The following is a 15,379-nucleotide window of genomic DNA, read 5'->3' as shown; positions in this document are numbered from 1 at the left end:
GGAGGACTGGCGCGAAGATTGCACGCCCTTCGAGCAAAAGGGAGGGAGGGCACCATGGGGAGATCCGCTCGCGCTTTGTGTTTTACCTTCGTAGCCGCCGCCGCGATTTTCGCCGGCTGCTCCGACAGGACGCCCGTGCAGGTGTGCCCGGTGCCGTTCGAGCTCCGGGTCGACTCCTTGCCCGTCGGCGGCTTCGAGGGCGTGGATCTCCTGTTCGTGATCGACGACTCCGCGTCCATGAAAGAGGAGCAGGCGGTCCTCGCCACGTCGTTCTTTCCTCTCGTCGACGCGCTCGCCAACCCGATCCGCACCGAATTCCCTGAGACGAACTGGCCGTACCCCGCTGCCGAGTCGCTCCGCCTCGCGGTGATCACGTCGAACATGGGCCTCTCCTCCAACGGCGAGAGCAACGACGATCTGTGGCCGGGCGGTGACGCGCCGGCCGGGTGCCACGATCTCGGCGACAACGGCGCGTTCCAGGAGATCGACGTAGCGACCGTCGAAGTGCGGAACGACGTCATCCCGTGCGACGAGTCCGCGGCCCAGTGCCCGGCGGATTGGACGTGCGAGAACATCGGCGCGGACACCGGCGTGGGAGCTTGCCACGCGGACGGGACGACGGAGGTCGCATGCCCGGATCTCGGCGCGGCCTTTGCCGAGACGTCCCAGAGCGATCCGAACGCCGCGTTCCCGATCGAGACGGCGTGCCTCGGGCAGCAGGGGATAAGAGGTTGCGGCTTCGAACAGACCCTCGCCGCGGCGGCGACCGCGCTCGTCCGGCCGGATCAGCGGGAGTTCGTGGATCCCATGCATCTCCTCGCCGTAGTCGTCGTGAGCGACGAGGACGACTGCTCGATTGAGGACGCTCAGGGGCTCTTCTCGGAGATCGAGCTTACGGATCCGGTGTCGAAAACACGCGATTTCGCATGCGCGGACCACGCCGAGCATCTGTTCGACATGGGGCGCTTCTACGACGCGCTCACGGACGCGAAGAGCCCGAACGGCATGGTGTTCATCGCGATCGCCGGCGTGCCGTACGAGGAGCAGGATCCGGAGGGCGCGGCCGCGTGCCAGGGCCGGGGCGACACGCTCGGCTCCTGCCTCGCGCAGGACGCGATGCAGCCCGTAGCCGAAGAGCCCGGAGAGGACATACGACACTCTCGTCCGGTGTGTACGCGCTCCGAGGACGAGGGTGAAGTGACGCGCGCGTACCCTGGCCGCCGCTACGTGGAGCTCGCCTACGAGCACTTCGGCAACATGAGCTTCGCGTACTCGATTTGCAGCCCGGACTGGAGCCCGGCGCTCGAGGAAGCCTCCCGGCTCATCGCGGCGTGGATGTGTGGCCCCTGCTACCAGAAACCGCTTCCCTGGAACCCCGCGACCCGGACCGCGGAGTGCAACGTGGTGGTCGAGTACGTCAACCAGGGCGAGGAGTGCGACGAGGATCTCTACGGCGAGGACGCGGTGCCGGTCATCAAGAAGGAGACCTCGTCCGAGGGCGAGGAGAAAGTGCTCATGTACTGCGCGGTCCCCAAGCTCCCGTCCGAGCTGGAGTGCGCCGACAGGACCGCCGCGCAGGAGGCGGCGTTCGAGGCCGGCTTCGGCTGGTACTACTGCGAGAACGCGCACTCCGAGGACTTCCCGTGGGCGTGCGCCGATGCGATCGACAACGACGAGGACGGCGAAGTCGACTGCGACGACTCGGAGTGCGCCGACTGCCTGCCGTGCCCGGGCGCCACGGGCAACGACTGCTCCCATACGTGCATGTATGTCGTCGACCTGACCGACGCGGCCAAGGAGGCGGTCGGCGGACGCCACGTGGCGGTCCAGTGCCTGCGGCAGTTCTCGAACGAGGATCGCAACTGCCAGGAGAACACCCGGAGCGCCTGCAACGACGACACGGACAACGACGGGGACGGACGCGTCGACTGCGCCGGCGACGCGAATCACGGCGCGGATCCCCGCTGCTGCCCCATGGGTGTCGGCGAGTGGGGCGTCTGCGATCTCGAACCGCTCGGCGTCGACGAGACGTGGAACGAGATCTGCCCCGCCGGCGAGGTGAGCTACTCGGACGGCTACCCCGAAGCGTGTCACGAGGCCGCGGCGCGCCTCGGCTGCACGTTCCCCTGATCGATCCGGCGCTGCGGAGGAAATTTTTCCCGCGCTGCAGAGGCGCCGCGTCTGAAGGTGCGGAAGGGCGCTCGCCCTTCGAGAGAACCACGAGAACCGGACTTCCGGGGCTCGGGCCCGGCTCCCAAAGGGGCCGGGATCGAGGCGGACACGTGCGTCCGCCGCAAGGAGGCTGCGATGAAGAACCGACGACACATAGCGACCGCGATCGCGATCCTCGGCCCGGCCGCCGCGCTCCTCGCGTGCATGGATCGCCAGCCCGCGCCGGTCTGCCCCGTGCCGACGGAGCTCAAGGCCGACAGGATGCAGACCAACGGCTTCGACGGCGTGGATCTGCTCGTCATGGTCGACGACTCCGGATCCATGAGGCAGGAGCAGGCGATCCTCGCCACGTCGTTCTTCCCGCTCGTCAACTCGCTCGCGAACCCGATCCACACCGAGTTCCCGGAGACGGACTGGCCGTACCCCGCGGCCGAGTCGCTCCGCCTCGCGGTGATCACGTCGAACATGGGCTTCTCCTCGAACGGCGAGAGCAACGACGACGAGTGGCCCCTCCCGCTGCCCACCGAGTGCATGGAGCTCGGCGACGACGGCGAGTTCCAGGGCATCGAGGTGCCCGTCGTGACGATCGGGAGCGGCGTGATCCCGTGCGACGCGACCGCGGCCCAGTGCCCGCAGGGCTGGAGCTGCGACGGCGCCGGCGACGCGGACGGCACCCCGGGCCAGGGCGTGTGCGTCGGCGCGGATCCGAGCGTCGCCTGCCCGGGCCTCGAGGCGCTCTGGGCCGAGACGTCGACAGGAGATCCGGACGCGGAGTTCGCCCTCCGGGCCGCGTGCCTCGGGCAGCAGGGGACCGACGGCTGCGGGTTCGAGCAGCAGCTCGCCTCCACCGCCAGGGCGCTCAGCCGCGACGATCAGGAGGAGTTCATCGTCGAGTCGCACCTCCTCGCGATCCTGCTCGTGACCGACGAGGAGGACTGCTCCATGAAGGACGGCGCCGGGCTGTTCGCGACGCCGGAGGTCGCGGAGGACGCGTCGAAGCTGAACATCGCGTGCGGCGAGCACCCGGAGTTCCTGTTCGATCCGGCCGACTTCTACAGGAGCTTCGTGGACGTCAAGCGCCCGGACTCCGTCGTGTTCGCCGCGATCGCCGGCGTGCCGTGGGCGGAGGAGGATCCCGCGGGCGCGGCCGCGTGCCAGGGTCCGGGCCACGAGCTCGGCGACTGCCTCGCGCAGGGCTCGATGCAGCTCGTGCCGGAGATCCCCGAGGGGTCGACGACCGGGAACTGGTTCTACCGCCCGGCGTGCACGCGCTACGAAGGGGTGGAGGAGGTCACGCGCGCGTCTCCCGGCCGGCGCTACGTCGAGCTCGCCCACGGGAGCTTCGGCAACATGAGCTACGTCTATTCGATCTGCAACCCGGACTGGAGCCCGGCGATGACCGACATCGCGGGCCTCATCGCGGCCCACATGGTCAAGACCTGCTACGAGAAGCCGCTCGACTGGGATCCCGTCGAGAAGGTCGCCAAGTGCAACGTGGTCGTGGAGTTCGAGGACGAGGGCGAGGAGTGCCCGGCCGCCTTCGGCCCGGACGCGGAGCCGATCATCGAGAAGGCGACCTCGGACGACGGCGAGGAGGTCACGCTCATGTACTGCCCGATCCCGAAGATCCCGTTCGAGCAGGAGTGCGGCGATCAGGAGGCGGACGACGACGAGCTCGGCTGGTACTACTGCGAGAACCTCCGCGCCGAGGACTTCGCGGAGGCGTGCGCGGACGGGATCGACAACGACGGCGACGGGCAGGCGGACTGCGACGACGGTGGGTGCGCGGGCTGCGGGAGCTGCCCGGGCGCGGCGGGCGTCGAGTGCGCGCCGGACTGCAAGTACGTCGTCAACCTGACCGGCCGGGCGCGGGAGATCGTCGGGGGCCGCCAGGTGGCGGTCCAGTGCCTGCAGCAGTTCTCGTTCGAGGACCGCAACTGCCAGGAGGACTCGCGCGAGGCGTGCACGGACGGCCTCGACGGCGACGGCAACGGCCTCTGGGACTGCGCGGACGAGGAGGACCACCTGGCCGATCCGAGCTGCTGCCCGATGGCCGTCGGCGCCGGCAAGATCTGCCTTCTCGCGCCGGCCGGCGCGGCCCTGGGCTGGAAGGAGATCTGCCCCGCGGGCGAGGTCGAGTACGACGACCCGGGCGACCCGGCCGACGCCCCTGCCTACCCGAGCGCCTGCGAGGCGGCCGCGGTGCGCCTCGGCTGCACCCTGCCGTAGCCGGGCGCGAATTTTTTCCCGCGCGACGGCCCTTCCGCGTCCATGGGAGCGTGGAACGGCGCGAGCGAAGAAATGCCAATCGAGTTGGCGGCAAACGGCAATCCGGTTGCCAAATGGCGGGAGACGGACGGCCGCGAGATTCGGATACCATCTCGATATCATTGTCCATCGTGTCGTTTCGGCGGGCTGGATCGATGTTTGCACGACGACGATCCACGCGCCGCCGCGCTCGCCGCGCTCGCGGGGCGTCAGAGGTAGGCCATTTTGGAAATGGGTTTGATTTCGAGACGAGAGGATCGTAAAATCCGTGTCCGAATCACGACGGACAACATAACTCCAAGAAGGAGATCGCCATGAAAAGAATCGCGCTCGCCACGATGGTTGTGATCGTCGCCTATGCCGCCGTACAGCTCGGCTGCATGGATCGGGAGCCGGCGCCGGTCTGCCCCGTGCCGACGGAGCTCAAGGCCGACAACATGAAGCCCGGCGGGTTCGACGGCGTGGATCTGCTCGTCATGGTCGACAACTCTGGGTCCATGAACCAGGAGCAGGCGATCCTCGCGACGTCGTTCTTCCCGCTCGTCAACTCGCTCGCGAACCCGCTTCCTGGTTGGTCGTACCCGCCGGCCGAGGCGCTCCGCCTCGCGGTGATCACCTCGAACATGGGCTTCTCGTCGGACGGCGTGGAGAACGACGAATTCTGGCCGGAACCCGTTTCTGAGTCCTGCGCCGGGAAGGGCGACAACGGCAAGTTCCAGGACATCGGCGTGGGCAGTGTCACCATCCAGTCCAACGTCATCCCGTGTGACGTGTCCGCGGCCCAGTGCCCGGCGGGCTGGACCTGCGAGGGCATCGACGCCGAAACGGGCGTGGGCGTGTGCACCTCCGCGTCCACGAGCGTCTCGTGCCCGGATCTCTCCATGGCGTGGGCCGAGACCTCGGAGGACGATCCGAACGCGAGCTTCGCGATCCAGGCGGCGTGCCTCGCGGATCAGGGCACGGGCGGCTGCGGCTTCGAGCAGCAGCTCGCCTCCGTGGCGAAGGCGCTGACCCGCGAAGACCAGGAGGCGTTCCTCGTCTCTTCGCACCTCCTCACGATCCTGATCGTGAGCGACGAGGAGGACTGCTCCATGAAGGACGGCGAGGGGCTCTTCGCGCAGCCCGAGGTGGCCGACGACTTCAACAAGTGGAACGTCGCCTGCGGCGAGAACGGCGACCCGGAAGATGGATTCCTGTTCGCTCCGGGCGATTTCTACCAGACCTTCATCGACAAGAAGAAAGTGGGCGGCGTCGTGTTCGCCGTGATCGCGGGCGTTCCGTACGGGACCCAGGACGGCGCGGAAGAGTGCCAGGGCCCGGGCGACGAGCTCGGCGACTGCCTCGATCAGGCCGCGATGCAGCTCGACATGGAGCAGCCGTCCGGCACCACCTGGTACTACCACCCGGCGTGCACGCGCTCCGTGGACTCGGTCGAGGTGACGAAGGCGTACCCGGGGCGGCGGTACGTGGAGCTCGCCGCGAACAACTTCGGTGAAATGAGCTACGTCTATTCGATCTGCAACGAGGACTGGAGCCCCGCGATGGCCGACATCGCGCGCATCATCGCGGAGCAGATGGCCGGCACCTGCTACGAGAAGCCGCTCGACTGGGATCCGGCGCTCAAGGTCGCGAAGTGCAACGTGGTGCTCGAGTACGTCGACGAGGGCGAGGAGTGCCCGGACATCTTCGGCGACGACGCGGAGCCGATCGTCAAGAAGGAGACCGACGACGACGGCGAGGAGAGGGTGTACATGTACTGCCCGATCCCCAAGATCCCGTACGAGCAGGACTGCAACGACCTGGATCAGGTCGAGATCTCCGAGGACGAGTTCGGCTGGTACTACTGCGAGAACCTCACGGACGAGAACTTCTCCGAGGCGTGCAGCGACGGCCTCGACAACGACAGCGACGGGCAGGCGGACTGCGACGACGACGAGTGCGCGGACTGCATGCCGTGCCCGGACGCCACGGGCAACGACTGCTCCCAGACCTGCAAGTACAAGGTCGAGCTGACCGAGGCGGCCAAGAGCGCGGTCGGCGGGCGCGTGGTGGCGGTCCAGTGCCTGCAGCAGTTCTCGTTCGAGGATCGCAACTGCCAGGAGGACTCGCGGGCCGCGTGCACGGACAGCATCGACAACGACGGCAACGGCATCTGGGACTGCTCCTTCGAGGCCGAGGGCAGCACCGACCAGTCGGGCGAGAAGGGCCACAACGCGGATCCGAACTGCTGCCCGATGGTCAAGGACGGAGACGTCTGCGACCTCGAGCCCGAGGGCGTCACCCAGTTCTTCGAGGACATCTGCCCGGAGAGCGAGGTCGACTACAACAACGGCTACCCGGACGCGTGCTGGGAAGCCGCGTCGCGCCTCGGCTGCACCCTCCCGTAGCCCCTCCCCCGCAGTAATGAGTCCCTCTTCAATGAGCCCCGCTTCGTCATGAGGACCCGTCCTTCGACCTGCGACGTCGTCGTCGTCGGCGCCGGCCCGTCCGGGCTCGCCGCGGCCGAGGCGCTCGCCGCGGGCGGGGCCAGGGTCGTGCTGCTCGACCGGCACGCGCGCCCGGGCGGCAAGGCGTGCGGCGGCGGGCTCACGGCCGGCGCGTGGGAGCGGGCCGGGGTCGATCCGCTCGCCCCGCCTCCCTACGGCAGGGCGTTCGACGCGCTCGAGGTGCGAAGCCCGCTGGGCGCGCGGCGCCTCGGCGCGAAGGGGCCGCTCCTCGTGGTGGTCGACCGGCGGGCGTGGCAGGCGGAGCGCATCGAGCGGCTCGCGGCGCGAAACGTCGAGGTGCGGCTCGGCGAGCGCGCGCTCGGGCTCGAGCGGCGCGGCGTGCGGACCGAGCGCGGCGCCATCGCGTGCGACCACGTCGTCGGCGCGGACGGCGCGTCGTCCCGCGTGCGGCGCCTCCTCGGGCTCGGGCCGGGCCCCGCGATCCGCGCGCTGCAGATCGCCGTCGAGGCGACACGGCTCCGGCCCGCCCTTCCGGACCTGCCCGCGGTCTGGTTCGATCCGAAGCGGCTGGGGCTCGGGTACGCGTGGGCGTTCCCCGCCGCCGACGGGACGGTCCGCCTCGGCGCGGGCGCGGACGCGCGCTCCGTCTCCGCCCCGCGGCTCGCCCGGGGGTTTCGCGGGTGGCTCCGCTCCCTCGGCGTCGACGCCGTCGGCGCCGACCTCGCCTCCGGCACGATCCTTTGCGGGTACGCGGGCCACAGGTTCGGCCGCGTGCGGCTCGCGGGGGACGCCGCCGGGCTCGCCTCGCCGGTCACGGGCGAGGGGATCGCCCAGGCGCTCGCGTCCGGCGCCGAGGTGGCGCGCGAGATCCTGGAGCCGGGCTACCGCTCCCCGATCCTCATGGCGCTCGCCGTGCGCCACCGCCGCACGCACGCGCTCCTCGCGACGAGGTTCCTCGGGGCCGCGCTCTTCGCGCTCGCGCCGTCGCTGCTCGGGATCCGCGCCGTCCGTGAGGCGGCGCTCCGCCGCTACGCGTGAGGCCCGCTCCCTTCCGAGCCGCCGCGCCGCCACTCCTCGTATCGCGCCTCGACGACCGCGGCCGCCCGCCGCAGGCCACGCTGCTCGAGCGCGTGAGAGAGCCGCTCGAGCCTGCGGCCGTCGTTCACCGCGGCGAGGAAGGCGGACACGATCCGCTCGTCCTCACCCGCCGCGAGCCTTGCGCTCCGCGCGTCCGCGAGCAGCTCTCCCCAGAACACGCCCGCGAGCGCCGTGGGCGAGCCCGGCCGGATGCGCCGCGCCTCGCGGTACTGGGCCGACGACTCCTCCGGCTCCCCGGCCTCGCGGAGCGTCTCCCCGGCCTTGAGCCGCGCGAAGAAGGCGTCCGGCTGGCGCGCGACGGCGTGGGTCCAGAGGTCGACGGAGCCGCGCCAGGCGCGCGCCTCGCGCGCGGCCGCGGCGCCGAACGCGACGAGCACGGCGACGGCGAGCGCCGCGACGGCGATCCGCGCCCCTCGGCCCCGGAGCGCGACCGCCCACCGCGCGAGCGCCGCGGCGCCCAGCGCGCAGCCGAGGGAGGGCAGGAGCAGGTAGCGATCGGACACGACGTAGTAGATCGGGACGAGGTTCAGGTAGGGCGCGAGGCCGACGAGGAAGATCGCGAGCGCCGCCGCCGAGGGTCGCCACGCGAGGCCGCGGGACCGCGCGGCGAGGACGAGGGCGATCGCGACGACGAGAGACGCCGCGCCGGCGACCGCCGGGCCGCGGAGCGCCTCCGCCGCGGGCTCGGCGTACAAGGGCGAGAGCGCGAACGGCCAGGCCGCGGTCCGGAGGTAGTGCGCGAGGCTCCACCCCACGAGCGCCGCGCGGCCGAGCGGGCTCGGGTCCACAGGGCGCGCGAGCAGATCCGCCTCGGCAAAGAGGACGGGCGCGGCGATCGCCGCGAGCGCGGCCGGGATCGCGTAGGGCAGGGCGCCGAGGAGCGAGCGCCGCACGCCCCGCCGCAGGACGAGGAGGTCCGCCACGAGCATCATGAAGGGCACGACGACCGCGCCGGACTTCGCGAGGAGCGCGGCGCAGAAGGCGAGCGCCGCGAGCGCCCGCCACGCGATCGCCTTGCGCCGGGAGGCGCCCTCGACGGAGTGCAGGTGCCACGCGACGAGCGCGAAGAGCAGCATGAGGAGATCCTTGCGCGACGAGATCCACGCGACCGACTCGATCCTGTACGGCGCCACGGTGAAGAGGAGCGCGCCCATCGCGGCGGGGAGGCGCGCGAAGCCGAACCGCCTGAGCAGCGCGTAGAGGAGGAGCGCGCACGCCGCGAACAGGGCGAGGTTGTGCAGCCTGTAGCCGAGCGGCCGGCCGCCCCAGAGCGAGCCGTCGACCATGAACGAGACGAGGTAGAGCGGCTGGTACAGCTCGAACCGGACGCCCGAGAACGCCCACGCGACGTTCTCGGCGGAAAGCCTTTCGACGTGATCGTTTTCCACGACGAAGCGGTCGTCGTCCCAGTTCAGGAAGCCGCCGTCGAGCGACGGCGCGACCACCGCGATCGCCGCGAGGGCCACGACGACCGGCGCCGCGAGCGCCGTCCCGATCTTCCCCTTCTGAGAAAGCATCTCGAGCTTCACGCGCCCGGCTCGCTGTAGTCGTACCGGATGTCGAGGCGGGCGATCAGCTCCTCGTAGCGGCGGACGAGGTCGTCCATCGCCGCGGCGTACGCCGCCTCGTCGAGCTCGCCTGAGCGGCGGCGCGTTTCGATCGCCGCCTCCTCCATCGCGAACCAGCGCTCGGGATCGAAGTTGTACGTCATCCCGCCTACCTCGAGACGAGCGAGAGGCCGGTCATCTCGGCCGGCCGCTCGACGCCGAGCAGCTCGAGCACCGTGGGCGCGACGTCCCGCAGCGAGCCGCCGTCCCGGAGGGCGACGCCCGGCCGCGCGTCGTCCACGAGGACCACCGGCACCGGGTTCAGGGTGTGCGCGGTGTGCGGCTCGCCTGTCGCCTCGTCGAGCATCTGCTCGCAGTTGCCGTGATCCGCCGTGATGATCAAGGCGCCGCCCTTGGCGCGCACCGCCTCGCACAGCCTGCCGACCTCCCGGTCCACGGTCTCGGCGGCGACGATCGCGGCCGCGAGGACGCCCGTGTGGCCCACCATGTCCGGGTTCGCGTAGTTGACGAGGACGAAGGCGTCGTCCGCCGCGGCGAGCCGCGCGAGCACTTTCTCGGTCACCTGCGCCGCGCTCATCTGCGGCTTCAGGTCGTACGTCGCCACCTCCTTCGGCGACGGCACGAGCGCCCGCTCCTCGCCCGGGAACGGCGCCTCGGACCCGCCGTTGAAGAAGAACGTGACGTGCGCGTACTTCTCCGTCTCGGCGCACCGGAACTGCCCGAGCCCGCGCGCGGCGAGCAGCTCGCCGAGGATGTTCCGCATCGAGAGCTGCCCGAACGCGATCGGCAGCCCGAAGCTCTCGTCGTACTCGGTCATGCAGACGTACGCGGAGAGCCGCGGCACGACCTCGCGCGCGAAGCCGTCGAACCCCTCGAAGTTGAGCGCCCGCGTGATCTCGCGCGCCCGGTCGGCGCGGAAGTTGAAGAAGAAGACGCCGTCGCCGTCCCCGATGCGGCCCTTGGGCGCGCCGTCGGCGCCGCAGATCACGCGCGGCTCGACGAACTCGTCGGTCTGGCCCGCCGCGTACGCCGCCGCGATCGCCTCGTCCGCGCTCGCGTGGAGCGCGCCCCGCCCCTGGACGTGCGCGAGGTAGCCGCGCTCGACGCGCTCCCACCGCTTGTCGCGGTCCATGGTCCAGAAGCGGCCGACGACGACCGCGACCTCCGCCTTGCCCCGGATCCGCGCCTCGATCTCCTTCAGGTAGCCGCGCGCCGAGGAGGGCGGCGTGTCGCGGCCGTCGGTGATCGCGTGGAGCCGCACCTCGAGGCCGGCGCCCGCGAGCAGGTCGACGAGCGCGTACAGGTGCTCGAGCGAGCTGTGGACGCCGCCCGGCGAGCAGAGCCCCATGAGGTGCGCCTTGCCGCCCGCGGCCCGGATCTTCGCGATCGCCTCGTTGAACGCCGGGTTCGCGGCGAACGAGCCGTCGGCGACCGCGTCGTCGATCCGCACGATGTCCTGCGGCACGATCCGGCCCGCGCCGAGGTTCAAGTGCCCGACCTCGGAGTTGCCCATCTGCCCGTCCGGGAGGCCGACGGCGCGGCCGTGGGCGGCGAGCTGCGAATGCGGCCGCTCCTTCCAGAGCGCGTCGAACACCGGCGTCCGCGCGAGGGTTATCGCGTTGTGCGCCGACGGCTTCGCCAGCCCCCAGCCGTCCATCACCACGAGCATCACCGGTTTTCGATTCGATCCGCTCATTCCCTCTCCTCTCGGGCCTGTAACTGATGATTCCATGCAGATGATCAGAACCGACTAAAACAGCGGTACGTCGCCCATGCTCGCCGGGGTCTCGTCGTCGCCTATATACACGACGCCAGAACCGAGGTCCCCGTAGCCGAGCTCGCCCGTGTCGTCTACCCCCCAACACCGGATGGTGCCGGTTGTCGTCAGCACGCACGTGTCGCCCTGTCCCGAGTCGATCGCCACGACCTGCGCGCCGATGTCGACGAAACCGACGTCGGCGGGCACCTCGTCGTCGCCGACGTTCTCGGGATTGCCATACCCGAGCTGACCACCAACCCCCTGTCCCCAGCACTTCACATCGCCGCCTACAAGAAGAGCACAGGTATGGTGCGCCCCGAGCGTGATCTGCTGTACTGGCGCACCGACGTCCACGGGGCCGACATCGGCGGGCACTTCATTGTCGCCGATCGTTTCCGTGTTCCCATTGCCGAGCATCCCGTACTCCCCGAGGCCCCAACACACGACGTCGCCGGATTCGAGCAGGGCGCAGGTGTGGTAAGTTCCGCACGAGACCTGCACCGCCGAGCCGCCGAGGTCCACTGGGCCGACGTCGGATGGCAACTCGTCATCGCCGACGTTCTCGATGTTGCCGTAGCCGAGCTCGCCGGCACCGCTGTTTCCCCAGCAAAGGATGTTGCCGCCCTCCAGCACGGCGCAGGTGTGATAGGAACCCGCGGACACCTGGACGACCGATCCCCCGACCTGCGCCACTACCGGCGTGTACGACTGATGGCCGGTGCCCCCGTTCCCGTCCCCCAGCTGTCCGTCGCTATTGTTCCCCCAGCACTTGAGAACGCCACTCTCCAACAGAGCACACGCGTGCGCGGCGCCGGCCGACACCTGCGCGACGGGGCCGTCCAGCGCGATGGGATCGTAGTCCGCGGGTACGTCGATGACTCCGATCGTGTCCACCGCCGCCTGTCCGAGCTGCCCGAAGTCGTTCGTACCCCAACAGAGCATGTCATGGCTTTCGAGCAGAGCGCACGTGAATTTGCCCGACGCCACGATGCGCTCCACCGGGGCACCCACGTCAACGAACGGCAACGTCGATGGCAACGAGGTGTCCGCGCCGGGAAGGGCATCGAGGTCGTAACCGTAGCCCAACGCACCGTACTGTTTGAAACCCCAACACTTGACGTCGCCGCCTTCGATCACGGCGCAGGTGTGGACGTTTCCGGCAGAGACGTCGACAGCCTCGTGGCTCGTCCCGCCGTCCTCTCCCGCGTCTGCGTCCGAATCCCCATCCGTGTCGGTGTCGGTGTCCGTATCCGTTGCGCTATCCGTCCCACCGTCGGCGCCGCCGTCTGGCGCCGTTTCACCGTCGCTGCAGGAGATGAGGGCGAGTCCCAACACGTATAGGAAAAGGGACGTCTGCTTTCTCACGGCCATGGGATCGTCTCGCTGCCTGTGTAGACACCGTAAGGAGTGTCCAACGTCCCGTCCGAGACTGAAATAGTATGCCACAATACAGGGTCACTCCCCGTGTACTGACTATCGCTGAACGCGTCTATGATGTACGCGCCGTACCCAGCCGTCTTCGTCGTGGTAGGCGTCAGGCCCGCAAAATCGCCATCTCCCGGGTTGGAGAGCGGCGCCTTCCAGGCGAAGTACCAATGGAGGCGATTGTCCACGTAGCTTGGGTCAGTGTCGGGATCCCACCATCCGTTTCCGAGAAGCACTATCTTGGATTCTACGCTCTCGACCGAGGAGCGGACTAGGCGAGCCGAGATCTCGCCGAACACGGCCTGAGTATTCCAATCCTGCAATGCCGGCCAGCATCCACCATTCGGATTCGCGTCCGGTGCCGTGTAGTCGTAGTTCGGCTGCAACCAGTTGTCGCACGGCGGATCGCCCATCAATGACGTTGCGTCTTGCTCATCAGGAGACCACCCGCTATCTGTCCCTTCCGGGTCGGCCCAATAGTAGCTTACGATGGGCTTGCCTGTGTACGGATCGACCTGCCCAATCTCGTTCCACTTGATGAACGCAAGGAACAGACCACTCTTACGATACGGTCGTCCAGAGCCGTAAAGTAATAGACCGCCGCGGGACGTCGTTTGCCCCGCGTCGTACAGTCCGCACAGCACGCTCGAAGAATTTACCGAACACGTCGAATCGAAATCCTCTTCCGTCAACTCGACCGCCGCGACCTGGATGAACCGTGCCGGCTCTCCCGGGAGATAGGAGTATTGGCCAGTAGGTTCCCACGGAGGGGGCACGGCTGGAGGAGGCGCAACATCTACGGAGAACGGAACGGCATCTCCTGCCAAGTCGGTGTAGCATGCATGAAAGGTGAAGCCGTCGTACGAACACCCCACCCAAGATGCCGGGCGACGCGTCGGATTCTCGTCGTCAAACGCTACAATCTCGTTTGGGTGAGCGCTCGGGTTGATCGCGGTTCCGTACCAAAGAACGACGCCTCGGAAATACAGAGTAACTGTTATTGGATTGTACGGAACGTTGAGAACGACTTTCATTGGTATCCAAGTCGTCACCACACCGGTAGGTGCGGTGAACTTCGGCTCAACGTGCCAATCGGTCCAATAAGGCTCGTCTAGATCCTGGAGTTGCGGTGAGAACTCAGTGTGCACGCCGGGGATCACGATAGGTCGCCAGCGCCAGTCTCCGGCCAGGCCCTCCTGGCTCTCTAGAATGGGTGACACATCGATGCCATCGGTCGGGTCGTTGTCAGTGGAAACGACAATCATGTCGTCGCAACGGGCGGGTGAATCAATTTTGCAGTCGTTCCGGGACCACATTGGACCCGACGCGGAGTTCAATGTGTCCCCCATGTAGTAGTATTGTTTCCCGTTAATCGCCACACTCATTCCAAGACCAAGATCTGTGCCACTATGATATTGAGACCAGTTGTAGGCGTTGTGGACAGGAAGTTCTGTCGCAGGATCCCAGTACTCCCCTAGAAACCAGTGCTCCGCTTCAGCATTGTCATACAACGGGTCATTCGGAAAACAATTCTTACAGGTTGCACTCGGTCGAAGGGGATGGTTGTACGAACTCGTAAACGGCCCCACGGAGTCTTCCGGCGGCACATCGGCGTTGTAGAAGGTCCAGCTGAGCTTCGACCGCGTGTTGTCCCACAATTCATCGAGCCGCCACTCGGTGGTTAGCAGCCAAGCCTCTTCCTCGGCCTGCTCGAACGTCCAAGAGCCCGGCTGCTGCCGGAGGTCCGACTCGACCTGCGCGAGGAATGAGTACAACCCCGAGTCCACGTACGCCTGAGCCACTTCTTCCATCTTCTCGCGCTCCGGCGGCGTCGGCACGATCTGCTGCACCAGGATGTCGAACATCTTCCACGCGTCGATCGTGTAGCTCCCCGTGTCAGAGATGCCGGTCACCCCGATCTTCTTCGTGTAGTCCGCGAACAGCGCCACCCCGGACATGCAGCCGGTGGTCTGGTACAGCGGCGTGACGTTGGACTTCACATGCGTTGGGTTGACGCCGAAGACCGGGGCGGGCGTCTGGTGCACGAGCGCCTCGGCACCGACCCGGCTCGTGAACGCCGTGAACCCGTCCACCAACGATGTGACCGTGTCCCCGTCCGAGAGACGGGCGATCGGCGACGTTGTCAGCCCGAGCCGGTATGCGTACAGAAACGTCCACGACTCCACGACCAGCACCGGCTTCCCCGACGCCTTGATCGCGTTGAGACCCGCGGCCGACATGAGCGGCGCGGACTCGGTGAGCACGATCAGGTCGTACGCGGCGAAGCTCGTCGAACTCTTAACCTTGTAGTCCTTGATCAGTGTGATGTTGTAGCCGAGATCGAGAAAGTGGTTTTCGATATCGTCCTCTTGGGAGCACCAGCCGTTCGCCACGAACATGACGTTCAGCGGCGTGGGCGGTGTCGCAGAGGCGAGGACCGGCAAGAGGAGCGCTCCGACGATCGCGATGGCGGACACGAAGCGGACGGTTCGACCCCGATTCGTCGACGCGACGTCGTGCGACATGCGACGGCTCCTTTCGCGGCGGGCCACTTCTCGAGTGCCGATGGTACCACAAACGGACGTGGCGAGTGTGGAACGCTTGTTCTCGACGGCGAGATCGAAAAAGCGTCACTTCTGATA

General features: G+C 68.2%; 9 protein-coding genes. 4 read left to right on the top strand and 5 right to left on the bottom strand.

The window, feature by feature from the left end; genetic code table 11:
• The first annotated feature begins 54 nt into the window (after positions 1 to 54).
• The 4 genes from M0R80_06300 to M0R80_06285 all read left to right on the top strand — a co-directional run bounded on the left by M0R80_06300 (position 55) and on the right by M0R80_06285 (position 7,925).
• Positions 55 to 2,130 (top strand): hypothetical protein, encoded by a 2,076-nt coding sequence (locus M0R80_06300; GenBank protein MCK9459232.1) that lies wholly within the window; start codon positions 55 to 57, stop codon positions 2,128 to 2,130.
• A gap of 177 nt (positions 2,131 to 2,307) precedes the next feature.
• Positions 2,308 to 4,401 carry a hypothetical protein gene (locus M0R80_06295; protein MCK9459231.1) on the top strand — a complete coding sequence of 698 codons (2,094 nt, stop codon included), beginning with the start codon at positions 2,308 to 2,310 and terminating at the stop codon, positions 4,399 to 4,401.
• A 353-nt stretch (positions 4,402 to 4,754) separates the two neighbouring features.
• Positions 4,755 to 6,827, top strand: coding sequence for a hypothetical protein (locus tag M0R80_06290; GenBank protein ID MCK9459230.1), 2,073 nt, complete (start codon positions 4,755 to 4,757; stop codon positions 6,825 to 6,827).
• A 48-nt stretch (positions 6,828 to 6,875) separates the two neighbouring features.
• Complete coding sequence (locus M0R80_06285; GenBank protein ID MCK9459229.1) at positions 6,876 to 7,925, top strand: NAD(P)/FAD-dependent oxidoreductase; 1,050 nt, start codon at positions 6,876 to 6,878, stop codon at positions 7,923 to 7,925.
• Here M0R80_06285 and M0R80_06280 read toward each other — a convergent pair.
• The 5 genes from M0R80_06280 to M0R80_06260 are packed head-to-tail and all read right to left on the bottom strand — an operon-like array spanning position 7,916 to position 15,262.
• Positions 7,916 to 9,514, bottom strand: coding sequence for a hypothetical protein (locus tag M0R80_06280; protein MCK9459228.1), 1,599 nt, complete (start codon positions 9,512 to 9,514; stop codon positions 7,916 to 7,918). The genes M0R80_06285 and M0R80_06280 overlap by 10 nt on opposite strands.
• Positions 9,511 to 9,696 carry a hypothetical protein gene (locus M0R80_06275; protein ID MCK9459227.1) on the bottom strand — a complete coding sequence of 62 codons (186 nt, stop codon included), beginning with the start codon at positions 9,694 to 9,696 and terminating at the stop codon, positions 9,511 to 9,513. Before M0R80_06275 ends, M0R80_06280 begins: the two co-directional genes overlap by 4 nt.
• 5 nt (positions 9,697 to 9,701) lie before the next feature.
• The gene (gpmI, locus tag M0R80_06270) at positions 9,702 to 11,249 is read right to left on the bottom strand and encodes a 2,3-bisphosphoglycerate-independent phosphoglycerate mutase (protein ID MCK9459226.1); all 1,548 of its coding nucleotides are present in this window, start codon (positions 11,247 to 11,249) and stop codon (positions 9,702 to 9,704) included.
• Positions 11,250 to 11,303: 54 nt separating this feature from the next.
• A complete protein-coding gene (locus M0R80_06265) occupies positions 11,304 to 12,647 on the bottom strand; it encodes a hypothetical protein (protein MCK9459225.1) in 1,344 nt (447 codons plus the stop codon).
• Positions 12,648 to 12,673: 26 nt separating this feature from the next.
• The gene (locus M0R80_06260; protein MCK9459224.1) at positions 12,674 to 15,262 is read right to left on the bottom strand and encodes a hypothetical protein; all 2,589 of its coding nucleotides are present in this window, start codon (positions 15,260 to 15,262) and stop codon (positions 12,674 to 12,676) included.
• Positions 15,263 to 15,379 lie beyond the last annotated feature (117 nt).

The organism is Pseudomonadota bacterium, from assembly GCA_023229365.1.
Lineage (GTDB): Bacteria > Myxococcota_A > Polyangia > JAAYKL01 > JAAYKL01 > JALNZK01.
This window is presented reverse-complemented; position numbering and strand designations above follow the sequence as displayed.

Excerpts from the sequence above, each read along its gene's own strand:
- gpmI (MCK9459226.1), bottom strand. The coding sequence starts at position 11,249 with ATGAGCGGATCGAATCGAAAACCGGTGATGCTCGTGGTGATGGACGGC.
- M0R80_06285 (MCK9459229.1), top strand. The coding sequence starts at position 6,876 with ATGAGGACCCGTCCTTCGACCTGCGACGTCGTCGTCGTCGGCGCCGGC.
- M0R80_06290 (MCK9459230.1), top strand. The coding sequence starts at position 4,755 with ATGAAAAGAATCGCGCTCGCCACGATGGTTGTGATCGTCGCCTATGCC.
- M0R80_06300 (MCK9459232.1), top strand. The coding sequence starts at position 55 with ATGGGGAGATCCGCTCGCGCTTTGTGTTTTACCTTCGTAGCCGCCGCC.
- M0R80_06260 (MCK9459224.1), bottom strand. The coding sequence starts at position 15,262 with ATGTCGCACGACGTCGCGTCGACGAATCGGGGTCGAACCGTCCGCTTC.
- M0R80_06295 (MCK9459231.1), top strand. The coding sequence starts at position 2,308 with ATGAAGAACCGACGACACATAGCGACCGCGATCGCGATCCTCGGCCCG.
- M0R80_06275 (MCK9459227.1), bottom strand. The coding sequence starts at position 9,696 with ATGACGTACAACTTCGATCCCGAGCGCTGGTTCGCGATGGAGGAGGCG.